This is a genomic window from Bacilliculturomica massiliensis (assembly GCF_900605495.1).
GTDB lineage: Bacteria > Bacillota > Clostridia > Peptostreptococcales > Anaerovoracaceae > Bacilliculturomica > Bacilliculturomica massiliensis.
Map to the genome: position 1 here is coordinate 15,337 of NZ_LR027599.1, position 23,021 is coordinate 38,357.

At 47.5% G+C, this 23,021-nt stretch carries 32 protein-coding genes; all 32 read right to left on the reverse strand.

The genetic code is table 11. From position 1 onward, the window contains the following. Position 1: 1 nt before the first annotated feature. Positions 2-895: an XkdQ/YqbQ family protein gene (locus tag E0E37_RS02635; protein WP_246019616.1), complete on the reverse strand. Its 894-nt coding sequence runs from the start codon at positions 893-895 to the stop codon at positions 2-4. A 67-nt stretch (positions 896-962) separates the two neighbouring features. Further along, on the reverse strand, positions 963-1,616 hold the full coding sequence (locus tag E0E37_RS02640) for a LysM peptidoglycan-binding domain-containing protein (protein WP_130861428.1): 654 nt from the start codon (positions 1,614-1,616) through the stop codon (positions 963-965). 3 nt (positions 1,617-1,619) lie between these two features. Continuing rightward, positions 1,620-3,719: a tape measure protein gene (locus E0E37_RS02645; RefSeq protein WP_165445167.1), complete on the reverse strand. Its 2,100-nt coding sequence runs from the start codon at positions 3,717-3,719 to the stop codon at positions 1,620-1,622. A 138-nt stretch (positions 3,720-3,857) separates the two neighbouring features. Continuing rightward, positions 3,858-4,610 (reverse strand): DUF4428 domain-containing protein, encoded by a 753-nt coding sequence (locus tag E0E37_RS02650; protein ID WP_130861430.1) that lies wholly within the window; start codon positions 4,608-4,610, stop codon positions 3,858-3,860. Between the two features lie 73 nt (positions 4,611-4,683). Next, on the reverse strand, positions 4,684-4,833 hold the full coding sequence (locus E0E37_RS18480; protein ID WP_165445168.1) for a hypothetical protein: 150 nt from the start codon (positions 4,831-4,833) through the stop codon (positions 4,684-4,686). 26 nt (positions 4,834-4,859) lie between these two features. Further along, entirely contained in the window at positions 4,860-5,285 is a 426-nt protein-coding gene (locus E0E37_RS02655) for a phage tail assembly chaperone (RefSeq protein ID WP_130861431.1), read from the reverse strand. Positions 5,286-5,319: 34 nt separating this feature from the next. Beyond that, positions 5,320-5,505 carry a hypothetical protein gene (locus E0E37_RS02660; RefSeq protein ID WP_130861432.1) on the reverse strand — a complete coding sequence of 62 codons (186 nt, stop codon included), beginning with the start codon at positions 5,503-5,505 and terminating at the stop codon, positions 5,320-5,322. 8 nt (positions 5,506-5,513) lie between these two features. Next, a complete protein-coding gene (locus E0E37_RS02665; RefSeq protein WP_130861433.1) occupies positions 5,514-5,987 on the reverse strand; it encodes a phage tail tube protein in 474 nt (157 codons plus the stop codon). 13 nt (positions 5,988-6,000) lie between these two features. Continuing rightward, positions 6,001-7,311 (reverse strand): phage tail sheath family protein, encoded by a 1,311-nt coding sequence (locus tag E0E37_RS02670; protein WP_130861434.1) that lies wholly within the window; start codon positions 7,309-7,311, stop codon positions 6,001-6,003. Continuing rightward, positions 7,312-7,521 carry a hypothetical protein gene (locus tag E0E37_RS02675; protein WP_130861435.1) on the reverse strand — a complete coding sequence of 70 codons (210 nt, stop codon included), beginning with the start codon at positions 7,519-7,521 and terminating at the stop codon, positions 7,312-7,314. A 3-nt stretch (positions 7,522-7,524) separates the two neighbouring features. Further along, positions 7,525-7,956 (reverse strand): phage tail terminator family protein, encoded by a 432-nt coding sequence (locus tag E0E37_RS02680; protein WP_246019618.1) that lies wholly within the window; start codon positions 7,954-7,956, stop codon positions 7,525-7,527. Then, positions 7,940-8,497, reverse strand: a complete 558-nt coding sequence (locus E0E37_RS02685) for an HK97 gp10 family phage protein (RefSeq protein WP_130861436.1) — start codon at positions 8,495-8,497, stop codon at positions 7,940-7,942. The genes E0E37_RS02680 and E0E37_RS02685 overlap by 17 nt, the downstream gene beginning before the upstream one ends. Continuing rightward, positions 8,497-8,874, reverse strand: coding sequence for a hypothetical protein (locus E0E37_RS02690; RefSeq protein ID WP_130861437.1), 378 nt, complete (start codon positions 8,872-8,874; stop codon positions 8,497-8,499). Before E0E37_RS02690 ends, E0E37_RS02685 begins: the two co-directional genes overlap by 1 nt. After that, positions 8,871-9,260 (reverse strand): hypothetical protein, encoded by a 390-nt coding sequence (locus E0E37_RS02695; protein ID WP_130861438.1) that lies wholly within the window; start codon positions 9,258-9,260, stop codon positions 8,871-8,873. The genes E0E37_RS02690 and E0E37_RS02695 overlap by 4 nt, the downstream gene beginning before the upstream one ends. Beyond that, entirely contained in the window at positions 9,260-10,276 is a 1,017-nt protein-coding gene (locus tag E0E37_RS02700) for a major capsid protein (RefSeq protein WP_246019619.1), read from the reverse strand. The genes E0E37_RS02695 and E0E37_RS02700 overlap by 1 nt, the downstream gene beginning before the upstream one ends. Before the next feature lie 12 nt (positions 10,277-10,288). Then, positions 10,289-10,669 (reverse strand): hypothetical protein, encoded by a 381-nt coding sequence (locus E0E37_RS02705; protein WP_130861440.1) that lies wholly within the window; start codon positions 10,667-10,669, stop codon positions 10,289-10,291. Between the two features lie 11 nt (positions 10,670-10,680). Beyond that, entirely contained in the window at positions 10,681-11,415 is a 735-nt protein-coding gene (locus tag E0E37_RS02710; protein ID WP_130861441.1) for a hypothetical protein, read from the reverse strand. A gap of 151 nt (positions 11,416-11,566) precedes the next feature. Continuing rightward, entirely contained in the window at positions 11,567-11,773 is a 207-nt protein-coding gene (locus tag E0E37_RS02715; protein ID WP_130861442.1) for a hypothetical protein, read from the reverse strand. Next, the gene (locus E0E37_RS02720) at positions 11,766-13,301 is read right to left on the reverse strand and encodes a minor capsid protein (protein ID WP_130861443.1); all 1,536 of its coding nucleotides are present in this window, start codon (positions 13,299-13,301) and stop codon (positions 11,766-11,768) included. The genes E0E37_RS02715 and E0E37_RS02720 overlap by 8 nt, the downstream gene beginning before the upstream one ends. Further along, positions 13,291-14,664 (reverse strand): phage portal protein, encoded by a 1,374-nt coding sequence (locus tag E0E37_RS02725; protein ID WP_246019620.1) that lies wholly within the window; start codon positions 14,662-14,664, stop codon positions 13,291-13,293. The genes E0E37_RS02720 and E0E37_RS02725 overlap by 11 nt, the downstream gene beginning before the upstream one ends. Before the next feature lie 8 nt (positions 14,665-14,672). Beyond that, a complete protein-coding gene (gene terL, locus E0E37_RS02730; RefSeq protein ID WP_130861445.1) occupies positions 14,673-16,091 on the reverse strand; it encodes a phage terminase large subunit in 1,419 nt (472 codons plus the stop codon). Further along, on the reverse strand, positions 16,084-16,617 hold the full coding sequence (locus tag E0E37_RS02735; RefSeq protein ID WP_130861446.1) for a terminase small subunit: 534 nt from the start codon (positions 16,615-16,617) through the stop codon (positions 16,084-16,086). Before E0E37_RS02735 ends, terL begins: the two co-directional genes overlap by 8 nt. 30 nt (positions 16,618-16,647) lie before the next feature. Next, complete coding sequence (locus tag E0E37_RS02740; RefSeq protein WP_130861447.1) at positions 16,648-16,914, reverse strand: hypothetical protein; 267 nt, start codon at positions 16,912-16,914, stop codon at positions 16,648-16,650. A gap of 324 nt (positions 16,915-17,238) precedes the next feature. Next, positions 17,239-17,646, reverse strand: a complete 408-nt coding sequence (locus tag E0E37_RS02745) for a hypothetical protein (RefSeq protein WP_130861448.1) — start codon at positions 17,644-17,646, stop codon at positions 17,239-17,241. 164 nt (positions 17,647-17,810) lie between these two features. After that, entirely contained in the window at positions 17,811-18,047 is a 237-nt protein-coding gene (locus E0E37_RS02750; RefSeq protein ID WP_130861449.1) for a DUF4406 domain-containing protein, read from the reverse strand. Further along, positions 18,019-18,444 carry a hypothetical protein gene (locus E0E37_RS02755; protein WP_130861450.1) on the reverse strand — a complete coding sequence of 142 codons (426 nt, stop codon included), beginning with the start codon at positions 18,442-18,444 and terminating at the stop codon, positions 18,019-18,021. The genes E0E37_RS02750 and E0E37_RS02755 overlap by 29 nt, the downstream gene beginning before the upstream one ends. A 288-nt stretch (positions 18,445-18,732) precedes the next feature. Continuing rightward, positions 18,733-20,577: a DUF927 domain-containing protein gene (locus E0E37_RS02760; protein ID WP_130861451.1), complete on the reverse strand. Its 1,845-nt coding sequence runs from the start codon at positions 20,575-20,577 to the stop codon at positions 18,733-18,735. Then, positions 20,574-21,074, reverse strand: a complete 501-nt coding sequence (locus E0E37_RS02765; RefSeq protein WP_130861452.1) for a CHC2 zinc finger domain-containing protein — start codon at positions 21,072-21,074, stop codon at positions 20,574-20,576. The genes E0E37_RS02760 and E0E37_RS02765 overlap by 4 nt, the downstream gene beginning before the upstream one ends. Next, positions 21,064-21,603 carry an ERCC4 domain-containing protein gene (locus E0E37_RS02770; protein WP_130861453.1) on the reverse strand — a complete coding sequence of 180 codons (540 nt, stop codon included), beginning with the start codon at positions 21,601-21,603 and terminating at the stop codon, positions 21,064-21,066. The genes E0E37_RS02765 and E0E37_RS02770 overlap by 11 nt, the downstream gene beginning before the upstream one ends. Positions 21,604-21,612: 9 nt before the next feature. Next, positions 21,613-22,194: a hypothetical protein gene (locus E0E37_RS02775; RefSeq protein WP_130861454.1), complete on the reverse strand. Its 582-nt coding sequence runs from the start codon at positions 22,192-22,194 to the stop codon at positions 21,613-21,615. Next, on the reverse strand, positions 22,194-22,838 hold the full coding sequence (locus E0E37_RS02780; protein ID WP_130861455.1) for an AAA family ATPase: 645 nt from the start codon (positions 22,836-22,838) through the stop codon (positions 22,194-22,196). Before E0E37_RS02780 ends, E0E37_RS02775 begins: the two co-directional genes overlap by 1 nt. Next, positions 22,838-23,017, reverse strand: a complete 180-nt coding sequence (locus E0E37_RS02785; protein ID WP_130861456.1) for a hypothetical protein — start codon at positions 23,015-23,017, stop codon at positions 22,838-22,840. Before E0E37_RS02785 ends, E0E37_RS02780 begins: the two co-directional genes overlap by 1 nt. Positions 23,018-23,021 lie beyond the last annotated feature (4 nt).

The window sequence follows — 23,021 nt, forward strand, 5'->3', positions numbered from 1 at the left end:
ATCAGGCAATAAAATCGCCCCCGATCAATGTAAGATCCATGAAGTGAGATTTACCGCTTAATGTATGCTTCACTTTCTCCACGATCATGTAAGTATTCGCAATCAGATCGCCTAAATCGAGCGTTACAGGAACAGAAGAACCGCCCCTGACAGATATGTCGCCAAACGCATTTTTGATGCTTAAATTACGCGATTTTCGGTTGTAGTATTTCAGCAGCGCATTGGCTTTCTTCACTGCGTTTGCGTCGTTGTCAATCTTCTCGAAATACTGCAGAACACCCCACAGGCCAATTGTGTAGGAATCCATTGCCTGAAAAAATTGTCGCTCTCCCGCATCATCATTTTCGTACATGAGTCGAACCTGATTATACGTTTCACTGTCAATGCTTGTAGAGTAATCAAAATTTTCCGCCGCGTCCTTGTCGATCAACAGATTCACACGCATTGATCCAATATTCTTAAGTGTCAGCTTCCCGCACAAATCGTAAAGAACATACATTTCGTTAGTGGCCTGCAGTGTTTCGTTGAGCGCACTTTGGATCATGTCGAACAATGTCTGATCTTCTTCCAGCCGGTACGGAATCACATACTTTGTATCTTCGATTTCGCCGCACGTCAGTTTGAAATCGTTGGCAAGCGTCTTTATAAACGTACTGGCCGTCATATCCTCGTATTGAATGGTATCTTTGTTTTTCAGGTACCTAAGCTGATCATATGCCGTTACTTTGATCGTTCCATCCTTGTTCCTGCTTTTTGTGAAGACATAGCCCCAAAACACATCGGTTTCGCCTACGCGAAACAATACGCTGTCCCCCTCCTGAAAATTGAGAACGCCATCCTTAACGACTGTGAAGGTCAGCTTGCCGGGTGCTCCCCTCCGCTCTGTCTCCCACACGATATCGTCTCTTACGACTGGGTTATAGATCTTTCCATTTTCCTTATTACCGATTCTTAATTGTAGTTCAGGCAAATCGGATCACCTGCCCCGGATGGATTAAATTTGCATTTGCTATATTGTTGAGTTTCGCAATCTCTTTATACTTGGATCCGTCACCCAGTTCTGTTTTGCAGATCATCCAGAGGTTATCCCCGGACTTTACGGTATAAGTTTTTTCGGGCTGCTTTGCCGGACGTTCCTTTGTGACCGAAACCGCCGGTTCTCCGCTTGTGGTATTCTCGATCACCCCGACGATTTTTGCCCCATACGAAACATACTGTCTCAACTTAATATCGACCTCCACATCGAACCCATTTCCGGAATCCTCGTTGATCGTATAATCTTCCAACAACACCATAATGTCATTGTCAAAACTTCGCTGCCCTCCCTCAAAACGTCGGTTGACGATAAACCGGAACGGCGTTTTACCAACCTTAAGCATCTTTAGCGCTCTGAGGTAATATGCTGGATCATGGAAGCCATCCGGATAGACAGCGAATGGATATCGAGTTACAGGAAGCAGGACGGTAAAGCTGATATCTGACAGGCCTGGAACCTCTGGAATATTGATCTCCTGCCCAGAAATCAGATTAATTGTTTTGTTCTGGTTTTTTGTCTTAATTCCGAGGGATTCCGGGGCTACAGGGAACTGCAAGGAATCAAAAAGGAATTCGTACATCTTTTACACCCCTTCCGCTACGGCCAGCAGTCTTTCATACGTCTTATCTTCCAACTGTGCTATCACTCCATCAATATCCAAATCGCTATTTATGTGCGCGTCTGTATTCATGGTTATGGAGAGTTGCGCGGTCGTGAACCGGTTGATCACATCACGTTCCGCGATATCCCGGAGATATTTCAAATCTTCACTACTGATACTTGTGTTACTCGCCGTTTTTCCAGTATTTTCGGCAATCGCGGCCATGTTATCGTAAACGTCAGAATGTGCCCACGGATCACGATTTCCCATCTTTCCGCCGTGGTCAACGGCGAATAGATTCGATCCCCAGTTATACCCGGTGTTGAATGCCGCGCCGTAGTCAAAGTAATCTAACGTCTTCAGTTTTTCTTCCCATCCGGATCTGTCTTTAATGTCTTGCGTAGACTTCTGTATCTGATTATAAAATCTGTCAATTCCGCTTGTAATGTCAATGTTCACGCCCGGAATTTTGTTCACTAATCCTTCAATAGCGTTGGCGATATTAAGGATATATCCGATTACATTTTTCGCCAGATCGAGGAATAAAACCTGGATGGCCGCTATCGGATGATTAAAAACATTGCCCAGGAAGTTGATAAACGCGGCAAAGGTATTCCAGAGCGGTGCAACAAAATTATTCACGATTCCGGCTCCTAGTGCCGAAAACGCCCCGGCGATGATTCCGGTCGCGCTGATTGATTTACCTGCAAATTTATTGATCGCCGCCACAGCAAGATAAATAACCGCAACTAATGCGATAATTGCCAATACTATCCACGTGAGCGGACACGCCAAAAGGGCCGCATTGAACGCCCACATGGAAGCCGCCGCCGCAGAATTTGCAACCGCAGCTTGAGCCTGAGCCGCGTTAGCCATTGCAACTCTCAAAGTTACTCCTGGTATTAAGATACTTGCCAACACTCTTTGAATATTTGCAATTGCCTCTGCACCGGCTGCCGCTAAAGTTGCAACTTTATATGCAATCAGCGCACTCGTCACCCCTAAAATCACAGGCCTTAACATTGACCAATTTTGTATTATGCCGTTTGCCAGACGGCCCATAACACCGAAGACCTTCACCGCCGCTCCTGCCAGCATCGAAAGGGCGTTGATCGCTCCCGAAACCACCCGTTGAAAATTGTTGCCGTTTGCCATATCGCTTAATTGTTGCAAAATAGGGCTAAATTTTTGTATGACTTTATTCCCAATTTCAGTCCATATCTGCCCGAATTTCATTGGCATAGCTTCGAACCGCGCCTCAATCTCGTCTGCAGAAGCAAATAGCGCATTTTTTATGACCTCTGCAGTCAGCATTCCTTTTGATGACCATTCCTTCATCGTCCCTTCTACTTTCAGAACATTCCTCATGTAGTCCTCGATTGACTTCGAAAGGAGCGGCGCATTTTCTATGATTGAGCGGTATTCGTCACCTTGCAGCCTGCCAGATCCTAACGCCTGATTAAGCTGATACATCGCCGCGCTTGATTCTTGCGCGGATGCTCCGGCGATTACAAAATTTTTGTTCATTAATTCCGCGAAACGAATAATTTCATTATTGTTCGAAAACGCATTACCAGCAAGTAATCCGAATTTCGATACACTTTGCATCACATCCAGATATCCAGCCCTTGAGCGTTGCGCAGAATCAAAAATTCTTTTTTCAAGCGCCGCGACAGATCCATTGTCATCAACGAGCAGATTTAACCGGGCCTGTGCCCCGGACATCCGATCAGATAACCCCAAAACACCATGCACCGACTGAAAACTCATATAAGCAGCCGCCAGCCGCTTCACGCTGTTCATCATGCTATTTGCCGCAGTGGTCCCATCCCGCATTCTGTTGTTTAACTGTTCTTGCTGTCGCGTGCTCTGACAAATAGATTCTTCGATACTATTTATTGCTGCTTCTGCGCTTGCCAGTTCCGTTCGAGCCGCCCGCAGACCAGAGGTATCAATCATTTGCCGCGATGCATTTTGTGCGGATAACATCGAATTAATTAACGTATCATTCGCATGAATAATTGACTTTAGCGGGCCTGTCATCCCGTCTCTTAATGCGATCATCGCCGATATTGTTGGCATTGTATCTCCTTTCTTTTTAGCATTACAAAAGCGCGTCATTTCTGACGCGCCTATGCATCTTGATAGTATTGGTCATCACCCATCCTTGTATAGAGAGCGACTAGACAGCGCGTTGATCGTGCCATCAATCACCTGTTATTACAGTCTTAATAATTGTTTTTTCTTTTCGTTGAATTCAGCTTCTGTAATTATGCAATCATCTAGTAGCGATTTATATTTTCTTATCTCCTCAGCAGCATCAATCGTCTGCCTTGATTCATCACATTCTCGTCTACCCTCCGCCATGATAACGGAAATTGAAGAAAGAATATCATTAGCAAACATGTTCGCGTTCTTGTATATTTCAGATGATGTCTTTACTTTAAAAGATATAAGTTGAATATAGGCAGTCGGTGATGAAAGATTGTTAATAGTTAGTTTGACTTTAAGTTCGTTGACATACGATTTGCCTGAAGTTCTGGAAGCTGTCGAAGCCCCGACTACCGCACCTACTCCACCGGCAATCAAACCTCCCGCAATCGCGTTTGCAAGACCACCGTTAGTTTTGCTCATAGAATCTTCGATTATGTCACAGTCCAGAATGTCTGCATAATTAACCACTACATACTGAGGTTTCTGTCCCTGCATTGTATTTAAAAATTTTATTCTTTTATCATTTTCGTCAAACGCAATAAAACTACCTATGCTTTTAGTGGGTACGAAACTATCCGAAACCGCTTGATTGTGCTCTTTTTGATAGAGGAGCTCTTTTATCCTATTTGTGTCATACTGCATAATAGGAGTCGTGAGCGTAAATCCACACTTTTTAAAACACTTTGCGCAAATCCACCCATCCACGGTCTTAAATCTAGTGAGACCCGCCTTGTTCCCGCAAATATTACATATAGCCATCCCCTTTTACCTCCCCATTACTAAAGGCGACAATCTTTTCCATCATTATACCGTAACAGGGAGGTCATTACCATTATTTTTTCCGCTTCATCTTTTTTTCTTCCTCTTTTTCCGCCTTGATCCGCAGGTCAATTGCAGCATAGATAAACGCCCGCTCCTCCCGCGGCAGCTCCATCAGCTCACCTGGCAGAATCCGAAGTTTGTGGAGGGCGTAATAGGCCATGTTTGCTTCAAGATCGCCCCCCGTGATTAGTTTTTTGCTTCGTCAACCTTATCTTCTATTGGAGCGTCGAATCCTGTCATTTCGTTTACCGCAGCAAGCAAGGCGGTAAGTTCGCCGGGGAACAACATTTTTCCGATCAGTTCTTCCGCGCTCATAGCTCCATACGAATTCTGAATCTCAGGATCGTTCAGATTCGGATATACGACGCAGGCCGCTGCCAGATAGCGCATATACTTCCCACGATCCATCGTTTCTGTAAACTGGCCCCGCTTTCCAGCGACTGCAACCCGTTTCATGCATTCTTCCATCAACTTATCGTTTTCTGTGGCCGTTATGGGCTGGATCTCCCATTCTTCCGGCTTGCCGTCTTCGTCGACGAATCTATTTGATACAACCACTTTCTGGTTCTCCGGCAGTATCGCAGACTGTTTTAAAAAAGATTTTAAGCTCATATTCTCGATTCCTTTCTGATTAAAAAAATGCCGCTTACGATGCAAGCAGCAGTGACGACTTGTATTTTGTTTCTATAAAATCCTTAATTTCTTTGTAACCCATTCCGACCCCAATCAGGCTTCCGACCAGCATTTCCAGCTGTTCTACTTCTTTTAACTGCTCACTTGTCAGATAGTCTCTAAGGCTTTCTTTTTGTTTTATTATGTTTGTTGTTCCCAATCTCTTATTTACTGCATGCCATCCAGCAGGTCGAACTCCTGCGGCATATCCCAGTCATCGAACGTTCCAGAGAGTTCCTCGTCTAAAATTTCGTCCCCGGCGGAGAACTTCGAAAGAATCATACTGTCGATCAAGCAGCCGCGATGCGTGATCGTCTGTTTCCCTGATTTTGATCCCTTATCTTCGTTCGTCACCTGAATGTCAAAGGGAGTCAGCACTCCGGTGTTTTTGTAAGTCAACAGCCATTTACGAAATACGGACTGATTGTAGTGGGCGGTTCCTGACCATGTGCCTGATCCGCCGCCGGGCTTTTTACCAGCGGTCACCCTGCCCAAGATGGGAACGTCGATCAGATTAACTTCGTATTTGGATTCGAACTCATGAAGCTGCATCATTTTGTAACGATTGCCGTCCAGCGTCACGTAACATTCTGCCAGTGCCCCATATACTGCGTCTGTAGCGTTCATCAAAGGTTCATTCATTTTAATCACTCCTTTACTGTATCATCACTGTCATATACAGTTGCGTCATTGCATTAACAGGCTGAACGGTATTCTGCACCACAACAGCCTTCTTCGTATCTCCGGCTGAAACCGTTACATGATCTGACTGAAAGCCCTCAATCGCACGGATTGTCTGTAACTCCTGACGCAATTTGACGATATCATTCCACAGCGAGATTCTCCCCGCATCATCGTTCGGAACCTGTCCCAGATACTTCGTATTGAACAACAGTGCGTCGTCGTTTCCAATCTGATCCAGTACTCTTATCGTCTGATTCTCAGAAAAATCGGCGCTCTTCTCATCGGTGAATGTCACAAAGGTATTGATATCAGAAAGAACCCGTATGTCTTCCCCTACCTTGTGAAGCATGAGTTTTCCGGCTTTGATCCCGGTTTCGAGATCGCTCTGCTTGAAATCTGTGTTTACTGCAAATTCTCCGTTGTATTTTGTGTTGGTCATGGACTTATTCACGGCGCACCCCGCCTCAGCTCCGGTCATCCAGTATACCGCCGAAGATTCCGGCCACCCTTCATCCGTCGTCTGATTCTCCACAGAGATCACGCCCTCAAAATCTGCCGCAGTCCGGTAAAGTACCGCCTGGAACTTTACACCCACATCATTTCTCATACGCTTTGTGAACTGTGTGAAGAGCGCGCAGACAGCTTCGTCTGTAGATAAGCACCCCAAAGCGTTGAAGCTGTAGCTTTCCATTTTGTCAAGAAACGTCTGGTAATCGTCACCAGTAACAGATGACTTATTCGTCCCTCCGGTCAGTTTAGTCCCTGCTGTGGCGGCCAGTGTCGCCCCGGTCTTCCATGTCACATAATCGTTGTCCTTCAGATCCACCATGACCTTCACTGTCTGCGCGTCCACCTCCCTCGCGCCGAACACGGTCTTCACGTCGAAGGCTGTAGAATCGTCCACATTGGGCGAAATAACGATTGTGATATCGTTGCCCTTTACGCCACTATAACGCGCCGTTGCAAAATCGTTTGTTGCTTTCTCCCCACTGTTAAGACGGTACAAATAAGCTGTTCTTAACCCGTTTTTAAAGAGATCTCTAATCCCTTTCAATTTTTCATCCGTAAACGCATAACCAAAGATCTTCATGGACTCTTTCTCTAAATCCACCTGCGTTACTGGAAAAACTTCACCGTCTACACCCCAGTCCAGTTCCAGCGCCATTGCCGCTACACCCCTGTCAGAGAGGGCCGCCGATGCTTTTGACGCAGAAACAAAATTGATATATGCCCCCGGCAACACTTTATTCTGAGTGAGGAAGGTTCCTCCACCTAATGCCATTTATCTTACATCCCCTTTCAAAAAATTGTCGATCATGCCATCTACCTGACCGATACCGTATGTCTCTCCGTCTTTCAGCAGCACGCCAACCAGATCGAGCTTGCCCTTATAGCGCCGACTTGATAATATCTGCGCTTTTGTATACTGGGCCTGCTCTGATTCCATCGCAGATTCCATTTCGGGATCCAGCTTCTTCTTTTTCTCTGTCATAGTTCATCCTTTCATTTTAGTGTCTTCCTGCATCTGCTCCATCGGCGTTTTCTGTACCTGCCGAATCACAAACAGGTTATACGATACAAAAAAATGTAAAACGCCGTCAACGACCTCATAATGAAAATTGGTTCCCCGCACCATGTCTCCGTTTACTGTGATATATTCCAGCGCCGTGTAAAGCCGATCCGCCACATTTTCTATTTCACTATTTCGCTCGTAACGACTTTTGGGGAAATAGTGGATATCAAACGGATTCTTCCGCTCATATCTTGCTGCAGGCATCGGTGTTTGAGATGGATTCAGCGGGAAGATGAAAAAGCAGGGTTCTTTTAAACCCTGCTTGATTTCTTCACTGTATATGGTGTATTCATCCCCAAATTCTTCACTCAGGCAAACGGAAATGCCGTCTATCACATCACTGCCCAGACCCATTGAAAACACCCCCTAAAAACCGCATTAACTTCTTTTCTACGATCCCCTGTGCCTGACCCTGAAGCTCCTGCACTGACATGGTTAACATGAATCTCCCCGGTACCCATCCGTTATGATTTGCGGTGCGATGCCCGTACTCCACATAGGGGGCATATTGTACAGGATTGGACACCCTGATACAATATAACCCCCCAGTGCGGTATATACGGGATGAACTCACATAATCCTTTGCATTTTTACCGTTTCCGCTTCCAGAAGCAGCTTCCGCATGTGTTGCCGCCGTCCATCCGCGCCGCAATGTTCCGCCGGTTTTGGCAGATCGTGGGGTAAATGACACGGTACGCCCATCTGCTGTTTTGAAATTGACAGGCTTATTATATTGTCCTACGGGTGTGCGCTTTGTTACTTTTCTGAGCAGCCGTGCCGCAAGTTCTTTTGCACATTCTTCGCATAGTTGCTCCACTCCGGAATCTGCAAACTGTTTCAATTTACTGTTTAACCGTTGGAGCTGCCGAACATCGACCCGAATCCCTGTAGCCATTACGCCCACTCCTTCCAATTCACCAATTCGATTTCCTGATGCGTCCGATAAACCGCTGGATCACCGCTGAAACCATACTCAGCAGTGGCTGCGTGGTGGGTTACTTTTATTTTGCTGCCGGGATGAATGGTGATCTCCGGTGCAATAAATAACCGAATTGTCTGTTTCAGAGCCGCTCCCGTCTCCGTGCCCGTTGCCGCAGGGATCGACTCAAAGGATATCTTGCATGGTTGATTCGCGACTACAACAACCTCTCTTTGCGTGGTACGCTTTGTTTCAGGGTTCTTAATGTCCATATAGGCTATGATGGTGCAAATATCATCATACTGGCTTTCGATCGCTTTCCTGACTGCCTTATAAGCGCTATCCAGATTCACCGAAACACCAACTTTCTGTATTTAAGTATCAGGCGTTTGTCGATCACTGATAAGCTCGACACAGCAGAAAGGAACTGGGAGTCAGGGTTCACGCCCTCCTGAAAGCTCACGTCGGTGTCACCTTCTTTGATCTTCGATACGATCAACGCCGTTTCCGCCTCGCCAAGCAGCCCCATCTGCTTTTTCTGCAAAAGAAAAGCGCCGCAGACTGCATCCACCATAGCGTTATACAGATCGTCCGGCACTTTCTTTTGATTTGTTTTGATCAAAATTTCTTTTTCCGTTTTCTCCCAGATAAATTGAATCGGCCATGAATCTCCATCTTGGACGGCATACCCAAGGGATTCCAGCCGCTTTTTTATGTCCTCATTCATGGCCGCCACCATTATGCGATCGTGGCCATAAAGACCTGATCAGCATACGGGAAGGACGGAAGCGCGGTAGCAACGGCCTTAGTCCACTTAGCGACTGGATCGATGGTGGCATACTGCACAACGGTGATATTCCCGATTGTTTCCATGTCAACAGCGGGATTTTTGCGTAATTCCAGCTCCTCCGCAGTGAGGCCGTACAGGGTCTCGCCCATCATGCCATCAGGCATCAAGATAAAACCTGCCTCCGGGAAGAATCTATTTACGGTGTATCCTCCCTTTTTGTTGTCTTTGCGGAATTTCTTGTCGTAGATCGCGATGGTCGGAAGACCCTGCGAACTCAGGAAGGCGTTCAGCTCAGCCTGGGACAAAAGTTTATCGCTGTTCACTCCAAGTGTGCCCTTCCGAATCTTCTCATCTCTTAAAATGATGTTCAGATTTCTCTTACTGGTCAGGGCTCGCGTCGGCGTAAACCCGGTGTCATCAACGATCTTGTCGCAGGCGTCGTAAATGTCCTGTAAAATATCCGGCGTTCCGCTCCCCCATGTAAATGATTTCTTGTGATCTGTCGGAGCACCGTAGTCGATGGCGAGCTTGACCCCGTTTTCGTTGATCGCCAACTTCCCAGTTGACAGCGCTTCCATGCGCAGGGCTTCTACTCTGGTTTCAATGTTTTCCGCCAACTCCTCGACGTCGTTGAATATCTTGTCAATAATCTGCTGCTCTTCCATGCTGTTTCTTGGGCTTTCCAACTGGATGATCTGTTCTTCCGTTAAACGCTTCTTTCTTTTTATAAATGCCAACTCTGCAAGGTCATAGTTCACACCATCTCGTCCGCCTATCTCTGCTTCTGTGTCGAATCCGTGGATGCTCGCGGATATCGGCAGACCTCCGGCGCCCTTTATCAACTCTGCTTTTAAGCCTTCGATTTTACGCTCCGGGAAGAGCGTCGGACCCAACATAGGAATCGTCGGGCGCTCTTTGATGTAATTTATCAGTTCCTGTGCAGACAGTAATTCTTCGATTGTCATGATATTTCCCTCCTATCTAAATTTAACTTCGGGGAGCTTCGCCTTGATCTGCTCGGCTGCCTCCACGATGTAGTCGCCCTGAAGACGCTCAGGGATAACGTATCCCTCCACCAGCACACCAACCGGCTGATCTCCGTATCTGACGTTGACCGTGCTCATTGTAATGCCAGCGGGGTCCTCGGACAGCGTATAGGTGTAACTGCCGGACGACCCGCTGCGGGTAATCTTTACCGCCTTACCGCTCGCCCCGATCAGGGTACCGGCCTTGACGTACTTGTCGCCGTTTTCGTCGGCTGTTACGCCCTCGGAAACCGCCGTCGCTGTAAACGACACGAATTTTTCGCTTGCAAGAAATTCCGGCGAACTCTGCGCCGGGATGTTTTTGTAATACATGATTTGCCTCCTTACTTTTGTGCCCACGCCGAAGCGTAGGGGTTATCCGTTTTCGCCGCCTCTTTACGTGCAGCAGCGATTGCCGCTGCCCTGCTGGTCTTTGCGGGGTCTCCGCCAGCCTTTGGAATGTAGCCGGGTTTTCCTGGTCCCGCCAGGGCCCCAGAGCCCTTGAATGCGGGTACGTCCTCAAGCACCTTGTTGATCGCCGCCTTGATTGCCTCATCGTCCGTCGTGCCGTCGTCCTTGACCGCTTTGCTCATATCAGCCAGCTTGAGCACATAAGGAATAGATTTTGCTTCAACGCCCAGTTCCACTGCCATCAGAACAGCCTTGCTTTCTACAATAGCCTTCTGTGCCGTCTCTTTTGCCGTTTCCACCTCCTTTTTTAACGCAATGGGGTCGGGTTGGTTCTTTGCTTTTTCGCTCTTAAAAGTGGCGATTGCCTGCTGAATCTCATCCTGACTCAAACCCTGCTGTTTGAAGTAGTTTTTTAAGACAGCGTCCTCTTTGACGTTCTGTGCTCCTGCAACAAGCTCCATTACCTTCTCAAGGTCAAAAGTGGGTGCGCCCTGGCCTCCGGGTTGTCCTCCAGCGGCTACTCCGGTGCCTGCGCCCGCTCCTGCCTGAGCGCCAGCTCCGGCCTGACCTCCAGTGGCTCCCTGGTCGCCTGCTCCAGCGGCTCCGCCACCAGTCCCATCTGCCTCCAGCAACGGCAAAAATCTTCCGAATAATCTTCCCTTTAACATTTCCTTACCTCCAGTTTTCCGTGTGTCTCACGATTTCAGTTTTTATGGGTGTCTCCCTTGCCAGTTGTTCCGGGGTGTCTCCCCGTAGTTTAAGCTCTTCGGAGCGCATAATAAAAGAGACCCCGAAAGGTCTCCTGCTGCCAAACTGATTCTATCTATATTTTTCCTGTATCTCTTTTAGCCTGCGGTTTAATTTCTCATCAATCGGGCGGAAATATTCTTGATTCGTGTCCAGCCCGCCTACGTACTTCCCTTCCGCTTTCAATTTCTTTTCCATCGCTTCGGACTCTTCGATGTTCTCTCTAAGTGCTTGTTCCCACTCTTCTTGGGCGAGCTCATTCTTCTCTTCCCTAGTCACGCTTTTTCCTCCAATACCCCACCTTTATATCCTTCGCAATTTGTTTCACTTTTTCGTGGCGGCCGTCACCTTCGGCAATTTCAAAGACCGATCTTGCGGATGGCTCCACTGATTTCGATTCCCTCGATAGCTCGTATATGTACTTTTCATCAATGCCACGAAGTTTCGCTAGCTTGCAATCTCTAAATAATCCAATATCTTGATTGCTAAAAGAGTACTCGTTGTTCGACCCAGCCGGATGATTGTGAGTCATAATAGATCCGTTTAATACTTCACCCAACGCTAATGGATTCACACCGTTTTTGTCTCCTACAAAATGATATACCTTTCCATTCTTGAGGATTACATAAGCATGTTCTTCGTTAGAATCACGTATGAGCGCTTCATACTCTCTTAGCTTTGATTCTACCAGCGCTGTATTATCTCTGTCAATTCGTTCGACGAATTTGGGTGGTGCTATCGAGGTGATTGCGCCTCCACCTGCGCCTAGTCCACCTTCGGAAACATATTGCTTCCGCCACTCTTTATACGTCATATTCGGAACCATCGTCGTCTTTCCGTCCTTGCCCCTGGCTGCCCGAACCTCGCCCTCGGTAAACTCGTCGTTAAAATACGGACACGTCGTCCCACGGCAACGCGGATGAAAAGGCGGCGCGGTTACGCCTACTTTGAAATCTGACATTTTGAATACCTTACCGTCGAGATCGCCGCATACGCCGCACGTCTGGCTGTCCAGTGTCTCTACCAGCTCATAACGTTCTACCCCGAGATCATTAAAGCAATCCCGTTGTGATGCCGACGCAAAGAATGCAGACTCTGTCATAACCAACGTCCCGGCCCTCATTTTACCGACCCCGAACCGTTTCGCGATTGCCTTGATCGCCCGATCCGGCGCTTCGCCCCGGATAATCATCTGCGTAAGCTGTGTGTGTAGTTCGTCAACCAGCTTTGTCCGATCTTTCCAGATTCTCGCGCTGAAATTCGATCCGTCAGCCGCCCAAGGCTTTGAGAGGACTTTGTCTATCCGGTTTACATCAATAGCCGCCATAGTCCACCCGACACCCGCTGCGCGCTGAATCTCGAACGCAGTGCGATAGTACCCCTCTGTATAGATATTTCGCAAAAGGGCATCGGTATCGTCCAGATGGTTCCCATAAAGTGCCTCCGCCTGCTGCTGAAGCTGCAGCTTGACCGCTTCCAGCCGAGAAATATGAATTCTTGCAGAAGCGTTTTCCAACTCCTTCAGCCAGCGCTGATCAATCGCATTTTCCCGCCCCGCTCTTATGTATTCCTCGACTGTCCATTTGAATTCTTCGAGCTCCTTGGCGTCCAGCAGCCGCTTTGCCTCCTGAAGACTGATGCCGTTATTGTCCGCCATACGCTGATACCAGATTGCAAGATCCTTTTCGATGGAAGCTGTGGCCTTTTTAAACTCCCGGTCTAAATCCACCATGTAAGCTTCGCCCTTGTTCAGCAGCGACTCTTCCAACTTTGCGAAACGTTTCCTCCAATAGGCACTATTCTTCATCACCATCACCCTCTATCGGATCAGCCGGCGGAAAAGCATCTTTATAAACGGTATCCTCCTTTGCCTTCTGGTTCTCCAGCCGTTTCTTTTCCTCCTCCACATCCTCTACCCACGGATGACGCTCGATGATTGTCTTGTCCGAGATAATCCCGACGCTTTTCTGTGCGATGTCTGCCAGCTCCGTGTCGTTGGTCACCCTAGTCCGCGTCCACGTCTGGCGGATTTCTCCAACCTCAAATCCTCCAAACTTCCCGAGCACGCGGATCAGTTCTCCGAATCCCAGGCGGAATTCTGTCTCTTTTAACCCCATCTTGAGTTCCAAGAGAGAATAAAGGTACCCCAGCGCCACACCTGACGAATTTCCAAAGTTAGCCGGATCCGGGTCAATTCCCTGCCCCTGTTCAAAGATTGCTTTGCGCGTCATATTGAGCATTTTCTCCCGTGCCTCAACCGGAATGTCAATGGTCAGCGTAGTCAGGCCGCCGGAACTGTCCCCCGCATCATCCAGCTTTACGGTTTTGTACTTTTTTAGAGCGCCGGTAAACTCGTCCAGGTCGGTGCCGCTGTATCCCGACAAAATAAAAATGACCTCCTGGATATCTTCAAGGTCATTGAGAAAGCCGCTGTACACCTTGTCATAAGCGTCAATCAGGCTTTTAATATTTTTGAGATCGTTTGACGGAACGTTGTTGTTGAAAAACGGGATAAAGGGGACGAGACCGAATTCGTGCCGATATACATTCGTCGGCTCTTCTCTGCCAAATACAAAGTGCGGTTGTATGGTACGGTACGTTCCTGCCGTTACCAGCTTCCGATATACCGCGCATTCCGTGTCCGTCCACACCTCTATGATCTCGTACCGTTTCCCGTCGTCCAGCAGTTCCACGTAGGAGCGAATCACCGCGGACAGTTTGCGATTGAGATCGTTTGTCCAAAACGGAATGATCTGTTTCGGATCGATGGCCGCATACTGCGGATGATTGTCATCATCCTTCCAGACGTGAGCCCAGGCGACCTTGCAGTTGCTTGCATTGATGCACATGTCCTTGCAGAACTTTGCATATCGGTCGCCCAGAATTTCCCTCAGACGTTTGTTCGCCGCGTCATTTCCCAGATCAAACATAGGAGGGTCCGAAAAACCATATGCGGCCTCCTGATTTACGAGTAACCCATGAAAATTGCTGGGAATGCGGTTATCTGCGTTTCTGAGCGGATCATCGCATTCCTTACGAACCACTGCGCCGCGCTTTAGGATATCTGTTTCATTTCGGTAATAGCGTTCTGCTTCCTCCGCGTCGCGCACAAACTTTCCGTGCGCAATCGCAGAGGTCTTCAGCAGCTCTTTGACCGCTTCTATTTCCATTACTATGCTCACCTTCCTTTCGGCTTCAGGACGGACACGCCACCCTTTTTCTCCATCTTCTCTGCAATTCCCGTTGTGGCGTCAGGCGCGTCATCGTGGGCGTTTTTTCCCTCCCGCTGATACTTGATCATCGCATCATAATATTCTGGCCAGCAATCCCGCCAGTTAACGGGATAATAAACGTGATTCATGACCCACGTTGCGTTTGACAGTATTCGCGCCTGCTTGTTTTTCGACTGGTGGAACCATCGAACGGAACAGCGATTGCTCCCGTACCGCTCCGCCAGTATTCGTTCGACAGACCGGGCAAACCCTCGACCGCCGTTGTTGCTCTCAATGTCCGCTGTATTGACACCGCCGTCATGAAGCATCTGCGCCGTGGCCGGCTCCGTAACCTCCATCGGCTCTTTGGTGTAAAGGACATCGAGAATATACGCCTCATTGTTGTAAATGCCGTAGTTGATGGAGCACAGATAATCTTCTCCCGTGTCAGCCGTATCCGTATAGTTGCAGATTCGGGTAAACAGCGGGTTTCCGTTCTCGTCCCTCGGAATATCCGTATAGGTCTTGAAACTGCTGTACAACCGTCCTTTGAGGTCAATCGGTTCCTGCTGGTAGTTCGCTGAGGCGATATCCGCCCCCATTGCTTTTTTCTTTGTCTCGTATGATCTTCTCGAAAGAATCTCAGGACAGAGCATCGTCCCATCATCCTGTAACGCCTTCATACTGATGTGCCGGATTTTGGTCCCCGCCTCTTTGAAATGATCCAGCGCCCGGCCGGCCAGATCACCGGTGGCCCATCTGGTCATGATGATAATTATCTTTCCACCCTCCTCCAGACGGGAAAACATCGTATTGGTAAACCAGTCCCATTGTTTTTCCAGCACATCGGCGTTATAGGCCTCCTGAGCGTTTTTGATCAGGTCATCGATAATCATCAAGGAACAGCCGAACCCTGTGGCTGTGCCCGTGGGAGACGTGGCGAGATAGTTATTGTATCCGCCCTCTAAGCTCCATAGATTCATCGCACCGTCACCCTGTTTGATTCGGACGCCGGCGAAGACATCGGAAAACACTGGCTTATACTGATCCGCCTTGGTCTCCTGAATATCATCGCGAACGTTTTTCGAAAACATGGTTGATAGTGTCTCGTTATATGATCCGGTCATGATCTTTGCAGTATGATCCCGACCCAGTACCCACTCGACAAACAGGCCCGCAGTCCGGCTCTTTCCGTGGCGCGGTGGAAGATTAAGAATCATTACCTCGTCATCAGATTCAAGGAATTGCTGAAAATCGTTACAAAGTTCCACAAGATACTTCCGGTTGCTCTGATAGAAGCCAGGAGCCTTAAGCTGGCAATAAAAAAAGAACTCACGTCTCGCAAGTTCGATCTTTGCTCCCAACGTTATGAGTTCTTTATCCATCGCCGATCAGCTTCTTCAAATCCTCGGTGGAGAGCGCAGCATAAGGGTTATTGACTTCTCCCTTAATCTCTACCTTATCCGTGAACATACCCAGATGCCGCGCCAAGCTGTCCAGTGCTCCTCGTTTGTCTGCCAGTTTGTATTTTTTGATGTAGCCAGCGAAGACTCGGTTAGACCCGACGCCCTCGAAGACCTCCTGCACATCCAGACCGGCCAGAGCAGCCGCCGTCTCGTCGTCCAGCTCGGTGATCGACTTCGGGCTGCCGTCCGTCTCAAACAGGTTTCTGGGGTCGAAAAAAGCGAGCTTGGCGTACTCCGCTAATACTCGCTCCTGGGTTATCTCTGTTTTCTTCTGTAATTGTTTTTGCCGCTGTTTTATGTAGTTTGCGACATCAACATCCTTCAACAGTCGTTGCCCCTGGCTGTGGGCCGTTTTAGGGCTGTACCCCGCCCTGATCGCCGCCTGGGTGGCATTGAGATCAATGAGATATTCTTCTGCAAATTTTTGTTTCTTTCCAGTAAACATCAATGCCACCTCCTTCCCTTTCGGTGTTATTTAATAAAATTTATAAGCAGTAGCCATAAATTGTAGAAACTGCTTCGTGCCAAATGTATCACCCATTAGCAAATCATATACATTTTCATCGCTTAGTGGTTGAGTTTTCTCATTTTTTATTTTAGGTTCGCCTGCTCCGTATTCTATATCATGTGAATATAGAATCCACCCATCTTCATTTAAACCTACAAATTCGTCCGCGTCCTCCTCTCTTCCCCAATCATTTACCTTCCTGACATTTCTCGTAATAGTCATAAAACTAATCATTTTTTTTGCCTTCATTACTGTTTGTGTATTCCGCTTCAAACTCAAATCTTTCCGTTCCTTTTTCTCGTGATACACGAATAATTTCTTTTAAATCAAACATGTAATTTCCACCCTCTTTCCGCCATTATTCTACCAAATCCAACCAGAAAAGGCAAGCTAAAAGCCCCGACCTCCGCCGGGGCCAAATAAGGAGGAGAAACAACAAAACCGCAGGCTGATCACCTACGGTTCGTTTGTTATATCAGAGAGCCCTCCGTCTCCGGAAGGCTTCTGTGGGTGGGTAGATACCTATTAGTCACTTTCACCCAATATCATAATAGCACACTACATTTCGGATTTTTCGGTCATTTTCAAAAATCTATCATATCTTTTTCGAACCACGCTCTCGTCTGCATAGCCCAATTCGCCCGCCACTCGCCGCCAACTGAGACCATTGCGGTATCGCATCCTCAGAATGTCCCGCATCTCTGGATCGTCAACGCCGTCCAGCCAGTCCTCCATTCTCTCGATCTCGTCCTGTATGTCCGCAAGTTTTCTTTCCAGCCGTTTTCGTAACCGAACACATCGAGACTCATCAACGCCGTCAATCAGTATTGTGCGCTCTATGTACGGATGCTCGATCATGGATCCCCTTACGCTGTCTGAGGTAAAGGGCAGGCTGTGCAGTTCTTCTTGCAGGTGTCGGGCTTCGTTGATCAACGATCTCAGCTGCTCTAATTCCCCTTTTGTCAATCTCCCACCTTATACCTTTCAGTGTTTATATTGCTTGTAAATATTCTATCTTATATTACCTATTCATGCAAGTGCTTTGCGATCCGGTTGAAGTTCATGTATTTACTGAGCACCCTTATCACCTCGAATCCAAATCCATGCAACGCAGACATGGCACCTTCCGATTATATCGATTGACCATGGTCTTCCGTCTCCTCCATCAAAACCGTCATGTCCCTTCCCAGCGCATATCCGTATTCTCTGTTTGCTCCTCTGCTGTTCCGCCAGCCCGCAAGCATATACACCGTATCGCACATATCCATCATGCACATGGCGATCTTCATACACTCCTCATACGCCGCCCCTTCAAAGGTGAGTTGCCCCGAAACCGCTTCAGATGGGCATTGTTTCTTGTTCTTCATACTCCACCTCTTTCAACAACTTCTCACACGTCTTGTACTGTGAAAGCGTCCCACACATCAGGCCGATGCATTTCACCGCTTCAAGAAACAGCTCTTTAGACATCTCTCCTTTATTTACTGCATGGTTGATTCTGATCCTAATTTGTTCGCTCGTTCCAATGTTTCCAGCTTGATATGCAAGAACCGTTTCTAAGGTCTCTTCTTTCTGTTTCAGTTCTTCGTACTCGCTAATCAGCCGCTCCTTTTTTCTCGTTGCATTTTCACGAGAAATCAGCTTGTTTTTATATTCATAGTTGATACAAGTTAGTATGTGATAGGCGTACTCGTCAGCCATTGATGCTGTATTTGGAAGATCGCACCCCTGAAAGACAAGATCTGTTATCTCTTTAAAATTCATTATTTCACATCCTTCCAGTGTAACTTGTGTAACTCGGTGTTACTCATGGTTACACTCTACAAGCAAGTGTTTTCAACGCTTTCATAGATTGGTGTAACTGTGTAACTTTTTTAGAGGTTCCCATACGCGCGAGGTTTTTTTAGTTTACATATTCTACCTTTTTTTATTCAATATATATATCCTATATAGTTGTATATATTTTTGTCCAAGTTACACGAGCCAGGAAAAAATCTCTGAAACGCAGTTTCCGCAACGCTTTCGTTCGGTGTAACAAAGTGTAACCACTTCCTAGAAACCAAGCAGATTTTGTATTTCGTTTACATTTTCATCATGCATTTCCTCAAAACCGCACAGGCGAAGAACGACACAATTGCACGGAACCCCATTTACTTTTTTAGTTTTAGTGAATCCTTTTACTGGTATTTCTATCAGGTTATTGCTTCTAAGCCATGTTAGAAAACTTTTTGGGTTGAACCCATTCTCACCGCAGGCTTTATCAAATATGTTGCGGATAATACAGACCGTATCCTCATCCTCGAATCTTCCCCAGAAGTCTTGTGCGACCGCGCTGGTCGTGTCAAACTTGTTCCGATATTGCGCCACCCATTCACACAGCCAGGCATAGGCCCTGCCGTTCTGGGATACTTCCGCCTTTGTAGACAGAAACGGGGCAATATCCTTCTCTGAAAGATATCTGTCATCCTTGAAAATCAGGAGGGTTGTCATCGTATCCGCCGCCAGAATCAGACTGGCGGAAAGTGACTGTTTTTCCGTCGTATCACCTGCGGAAAGATTCTTATAGATGGCCTTCTGTATGTCTTTGACCTGCTGCATGACTTCCGGCTTCTGGAGCTCTGAAATCCAGAGTTTTCCCGCATGACCATAATTCTTTTTTACTGCATCCGCCACCCGGGCCGGATCGTCAAACAGTTTCAAGTCCTCGCAGTTGATTTCAATGATCCGGTTCACCGCTCCACCGCCGGAAGAACCTCCCGAAATGGGCTGCTCTCCCGTAGTGATGATGCAGTTGTTCCACGTACCTGTTTTCTGGAGCCCTCCAGTCTTTTGACCGCGATTTTTTCCCACTCCCTCTGAGAGTTGGTAAATTGTATTGTCAAAGTCTTTCCGGTCTTTTACGATCTGAAGCTCATCCATGATCAGTGGAAGAGAATTGACAAATGCCGCAGAGAGTTCCTGCGCCACGGCAGTCGAGTTGAAGGTGTGTATGTATCGCCCCATTTCAGGGTTAGCCCACACGCTGGCGGCCAGCATGAGAGCCACGGTCTTTCCAGTCTCCGTGCCTCCCCACAGGTGGACGAAAAACGGAAGGGCGCCGCAGGGCTCCACCAACACGCTGGCAAAAGAGGCTGCGAGAACAATCCGTGCATAAATGCTTCCGGCCCGAATCTCTCTGGCTATCTCCAGCCACCGCTCAAGGCGTCCACGTTCGCTCACAGCCTCGAAAAAGTGTTTGAAGGATAAATCTCCATCAAAGATCAGATCGTCCACGTAAGGCGAAAATCCATAGTTTCCGATCCATCCGAGCCGCCCTACGGAATTGTTCTCCGGTATGCGCTCATAGTTCAGGTTCTCCACATCATGGATATACTGGACCAGATGCTTTGCATTTTCACTGGTCACCGCAACGCCGTAGTCAGACAGCTCGACAATTTTGTTCGCACTGGCAAGCTGTTTCCGATCACAAATGATGGATCGCCACCCTTTACCTTTTCGGTAGGCAATTTTTAATTTCTCGATTCCTGAATCGATGTTCACCAGACGTTGCACCGGCATCAGCGGATGGACACAGGCGACTACCTCACCCATGACTCCCTCCCTTGTAATGCCGTAATCATCTGCTGTCCATGTACCGGTATCCAACGTCATTTCCTGGCCGTCAAAATTGGTGGTATTCTCCGCGTATGCCGCGCCGCTGACCTGTTTCTGCATGGCACAGTATTCCCTAAACATTTTCTTGAAATTTGTTACCTTGACAGCCCTTGCGGCCTCCGACATTTGCTCAATAGCTCTTGTCAGCTCAAATTGATTATCTTTGTATCTATAGACTTCCTCGAATGGGGCCGTACTACCGAGAAAGTCTTCTTTTGTAAATGTAGTAGTTATTTCGTTCAAGTTCTGACCTCCTCGCAATGCTCATCCAGCCACAGGTCAAGAGAGTCCACGTATTCCGCAAGACCCTCTATATCCGGATTCTTGAGCAACGAACGATACAACACTGCGTGCAGCTTGCATGCCATCAGATATATTTGGCGTATCCGCTCGTGCTCTGTCTGTTCTTCCCGAAATACCTTCCTCCGCTTCTGTGCATCTGCCCGCTGACGCATGGAAGATTTACCAACGGGCAGATTCAAATTAAAGTCACAGTTCATTTTCACTACAGCTTGCGGAAATTTCAGACCGAATAAACCCATCACAAGGCTGATAACATTTCCCTTCGCCCCACATGTCCAACAATGATAAACTCGTTCGTTATAAGAGAAATTAGGGTCCTTTCCAGCGTGTAACGGACATGGAATACGGCCATGTCTCCCGAGATCGTAACCGTAATAGCTCAACGCCTGCGGTATTGTCACCCTCTCCACGATTTCTTCTGCCGTTCTATTCTTCATTCTGCAACAACTCCTTCAACTCATAATGCAGAATATCCGCAATAAGAGCGCCGGTCGTTTCTTCTTTGCAGAAATGTGTATGGATATCGTACCGGCAGGCCCACGCCAGCATGCTTGCTTTCATTGCCTGCGGGTTGAGCCTGCTCCGATACTTTGCGCTGGAACCGTATTTCCCCGAAAGGATCTTCTCCCAGTTCTCATTTTCCACGATGAGATAGATTCTGGCGCCGACCTCCATACTCCGCTGAAATTCCCGCTCAAACCGTTCCCGCTCCTTTGTGAAACACATAGCCAGTTCGTTGGCATCCATTTTGCGCTCCACGGCTACTTTCCCGGCCAATGATCGTTCTCGTCCATCCAAGTCTTTATAAGCACAGGAATAGTCACCAAATTCCAGTTTTCGGCGTTCGAAGGGATATCCAAATGTCTCCGTGCGCCTCTTAAACTTTTTTCCTGGCTGTTCCCTCGTATCCACAAGAATGATCATGGATTCCAACATCTTCTCAAGCTCAAAAGGTGTGTATTTCATAATCCACCCTTAAAACGGCATATCTTCATCCGACAAAGGCTCAAATCCTTCTGGGATCTCGGAGGGTATAGAAGTGCCTTGCTCTCTGTTGAGCAACCAGTCAGCGGGCACCTTAAAACTTCCTTCCCGAATCGCGTGAACCGCTTTGAAGTTCCTGCAGGTGGTGTAGAATCCATGCCGTCCGTCGAAGTCGTACTCTTTACGCCCGAAAACTCCCCCGACAATCTTCCCTTTGAGCTTTATTTCGTCCCAGTCCCAGTGATAACCTTCGTTGCTGTCCTCAATGGCAGTGATCATCGTTTTGAACGCCCGCATAGCCTTTGCATCCTTCTCGCTCCCATCATCGTTCGGGACATTCCAGCGGGCGGTTCCCTTCCATTTCTTGTCTTCCTGAGTTTGCGCCTTATAATTCTTCGAGAAAAATCCCTTATAATCTCCTTCTTCAATGTCAAAACTGATTACCAGCGAAGATCCTCCCCACGAATTTTCAGTTTCCCTTGCATCGAGAATCTTTAAAATATATCCACCCACAGGCAGCGGAGCCTGATCTGCATAAGGGGCCGCCTTCTCGAATCCTGCTAATTTTTTCATTACTGTACCTCCGTTTTCTTCACTGCCGGCGTTTTGTCCAGCTCATAATATTCTCTGATTTTCTGATCGACCATTTTCAGGTCATTGTCGATTGATGTTTCTTCAAACAGCCCGATCGGTGACTTTACCGTGTCCATTCCGTTTGTCTGCGTCGAAAACGAATATTTCCCGTCCTGCACAGACGTTTTCAGCACAATGGAAAACAGTCCTTCTGTCGTGATTTTTTCATCCAGCATTTTTCCAACCGTTTTAAATTTTTCGTGCCCGTCCGCGTCTCTTTCCAGATGCCCGAGAAAATAGACAATGATATCTCCTGGGAGTTCATTGATTACAGTCATAATCAGGTCCCAGAAATTTTTCCCGATATCCGTAAACTTCTGATATCCGGTCTCCTTGGACCGCCGCATAAACTCGTTTGCCATAAGGTACTGCGCATCATCAACAACCAGAGATTTTGTTTTTGCCTTATGCATGATTTCCTTTATGCGGTCATAATTGTCAGTTGCAAAGCTCCCAAGATTGCCCTTGAACGGAAGCGGCTTGTTTGCCACGTTGATAATGCCGACTTCTCCTTTTTTAAAATTTCTCATAGAAGCAGATTTACCCGAACCACTTTCTCCAATTATTAAAACTGGAATCCCCATTACGTCTCTTCCTTTCCGGCCTCAATCATGTTTCCAACCATATCAAGTACAGTCTTCATATCCTCGTAGCTCTTTATGTAACTTGGCGATCCCGCCAGCATATCAATGATCTTTGAAGCCATTTTCCCCATTAGATTTAACTGATTTATTGGAACATTTCTCCGCTTTTCCATTTCCATAACG

Excerpts from the sequence above, each read along its gene's own strand:
- E0E37_RS02640 (WP_130861428.1), bottom strand. The coding sequence starts at position 1,616 with ATGTACGAATTCCTTTTTGATTCCTTGCAGTTCCCTGTAGCCCCGGAA.
- E0E37_RS02645 (WP_165445167.1), bottom strand. The coding sequence starts at position 3,719 with ATGCCAACAATATCGGCGATGATCGCATTAAGAGACGGGATGACAGGC.
- E0E37_RS02650 (WP_130861430.1), bottom strand. The coding sequence starts at position 4,610 with ATGGCTATATGTAATATTTGCGGGAACAAGGCGGGTCTCACTAGATTT.
- E0E37_RS18480 (WP_165445168.1), bottom strand. The coding sequence starts at position 4,833 with ATGGCCTATTACGCCCTCCACAAACTTCGGATTCTGCCAGGTGAGCTG.
- E0E37_RS02655 (WP_130861431.1), bottom strand. The coding sequence starts at position 5,285 with ATGAGCTTAAAATCTTTTTTAAAACAGTCTGCGATACTGCCGGAGAAC.
- E0E37_RS02665 (WP_130861433.1), bottom strand. The coding sequence starts at position 5,987 with ATGAATGAACCTTTGATGAACGCTACAGACGCAGTATATGGGGCACTG.
- E0E37_RS02670 (WP_130861434.1), bottom strand. The coding sequence starts at position 7,311 with ATGGCATTAGGTGGAGGAACCTTCCTCACTCAGAATAAAGTGTTGCCG.
- E0E37_RS02675 (WP_130861435.1), bottom strand. The coding sequence starts at position 7,521 with ATGACAGAGAAAAAGAAGAAGCTGGATCCCGAAATGGAATCTGCGATG.
- E0E37_RS02680 (WP_246019618.1), bottom strand. The coding sequence starts at position 7,956 with ATGGGTCTGGGCAGTGATGTGATAGACGGCATTTCCGTTTGCCTGAGT.
- E0E37_RS02685 (WP_130861436.1), bottom strand. The coding sequence starts at position 8,497 with ATGGCTACAGGGATTCGGGTCGATGTTCGGCAGCTCCAACGGTTAAAC.
- E0E37_RS02695 (WP_130861438.1), bottom strand. The coding sequence starts at position 9,260 with ATGGTGGCGGCCATGAATGAGGACATAAAAAAGCGGCTGGAATCCCTT.
- E0E37_RS02700 (WP_246019619.1), bottom strand. The coding sequence starts at position 10,276 with ATGACAATCGAAGAATTACTGTCTGCACAGGAACTGATAAATTACATC.
- E0E37_RS02705 (WP_130861440.1), bottom strand. The coding sequence starts at position 10,669 with ATGTATTACAAAAACATCCCGGCGCAGAGTTCGCCGGAATTTCTTGCA.
- E0E37_RS02710 (WP_130861441.1), bottom strand. The coding sequence starts at position 11,415 with ATGTTAAAGGGAAGATTATTCGGAAGATTTTTGCCGTTGCTGGAGGCA.
- E0E37_RS02720 (WP_130861443.1), bottom strand. The coding sequence starts at position 13,301 with ATGAAGAATAGTGCCTATTGGAGGAAACGTTTCGCAAAGTTGGAAGAG.
- E0E37_RS02725 (WP_246019620.1), bottom strand. The coding sequence starts at position 14,664 with ATGGAAATAGAAGCGGTCAAAGAGCTGCTGAAGACCTCTGCGATTGCG.
- terL (WP_130861445.1), bottom strand. The coding sequence starts at position 16,091 with ATGGATAAAGAACTCATAACGTTGGGAGCAAAGATCGAACTTGCGAGA.
- E0E37_RS02735 (WP_130861446.1), bottom strand. The coding sequence starts at position 16,617 with ATGTTTACTGGAAAGAAACAAAAATTTGCAGAAGAATATCTCATTGAT.
- E0E37_RS02740 (WP_130861447.1), bottom strand. The coding sequence starts at position 16,914 with ATGATTAGTTTTATGACTATTACGAGAAATGTCAGGAAGGTAAATGAT.
- E0E37_RS02750 (WP_130861449.1), bottom strand. The coding sequence starts at position 18,047 with ATGAAGAACAAGAAACAATGCCCATCTGAAGCGGTTTCGGGGCAACTC.
- E0E37_RS02755 (WP_130861450.1), bottom strand. The coding sequence starts at position 18,444 with ATGAATTTTAAAGAGATAACAGATCTTGTCTTTCAGGGGTGCGATCTT.
- E0E37_RS02765 (WP_130861452.1), bottom strand. The coding sequence starts at position 21,074 with ATGAAGAATAGAACGGCAGAAGAAATCGTGGAGAGGGTGACAATACCG.
- E0E37_RS02770 (WP_130861453.1), bottom strand. The coding sequence starts at position 21,603 with ATGAAATACACACCTTTTGAGCTTGAGAAGATGTTGGAATCCATGATC.
- E0E37_RS02775 (WP_130861454.1), bottom strand. The coding sequence starts at position 22,194 with ATGAAAAAATTAGCAGGATTCGAGAAGGCGGCCCCTTATGCAGATCAG.
- E0E37_RS02780 (WP_130861455.1), bottom strand. The coding sequence starts at position 22,838 with ATGGGGATTCCAGTTTTAATAATTGGAGAAAGTGGTTCGGGTAAATCT.
- E0E37_RS02785 (WP_130861456.1), bottom strand. The coding sequence starts at position 23,017 with ATGGAAATGGAAAAGCGGAGAAATGTTCCAATAAATCAGTTAAATCTA.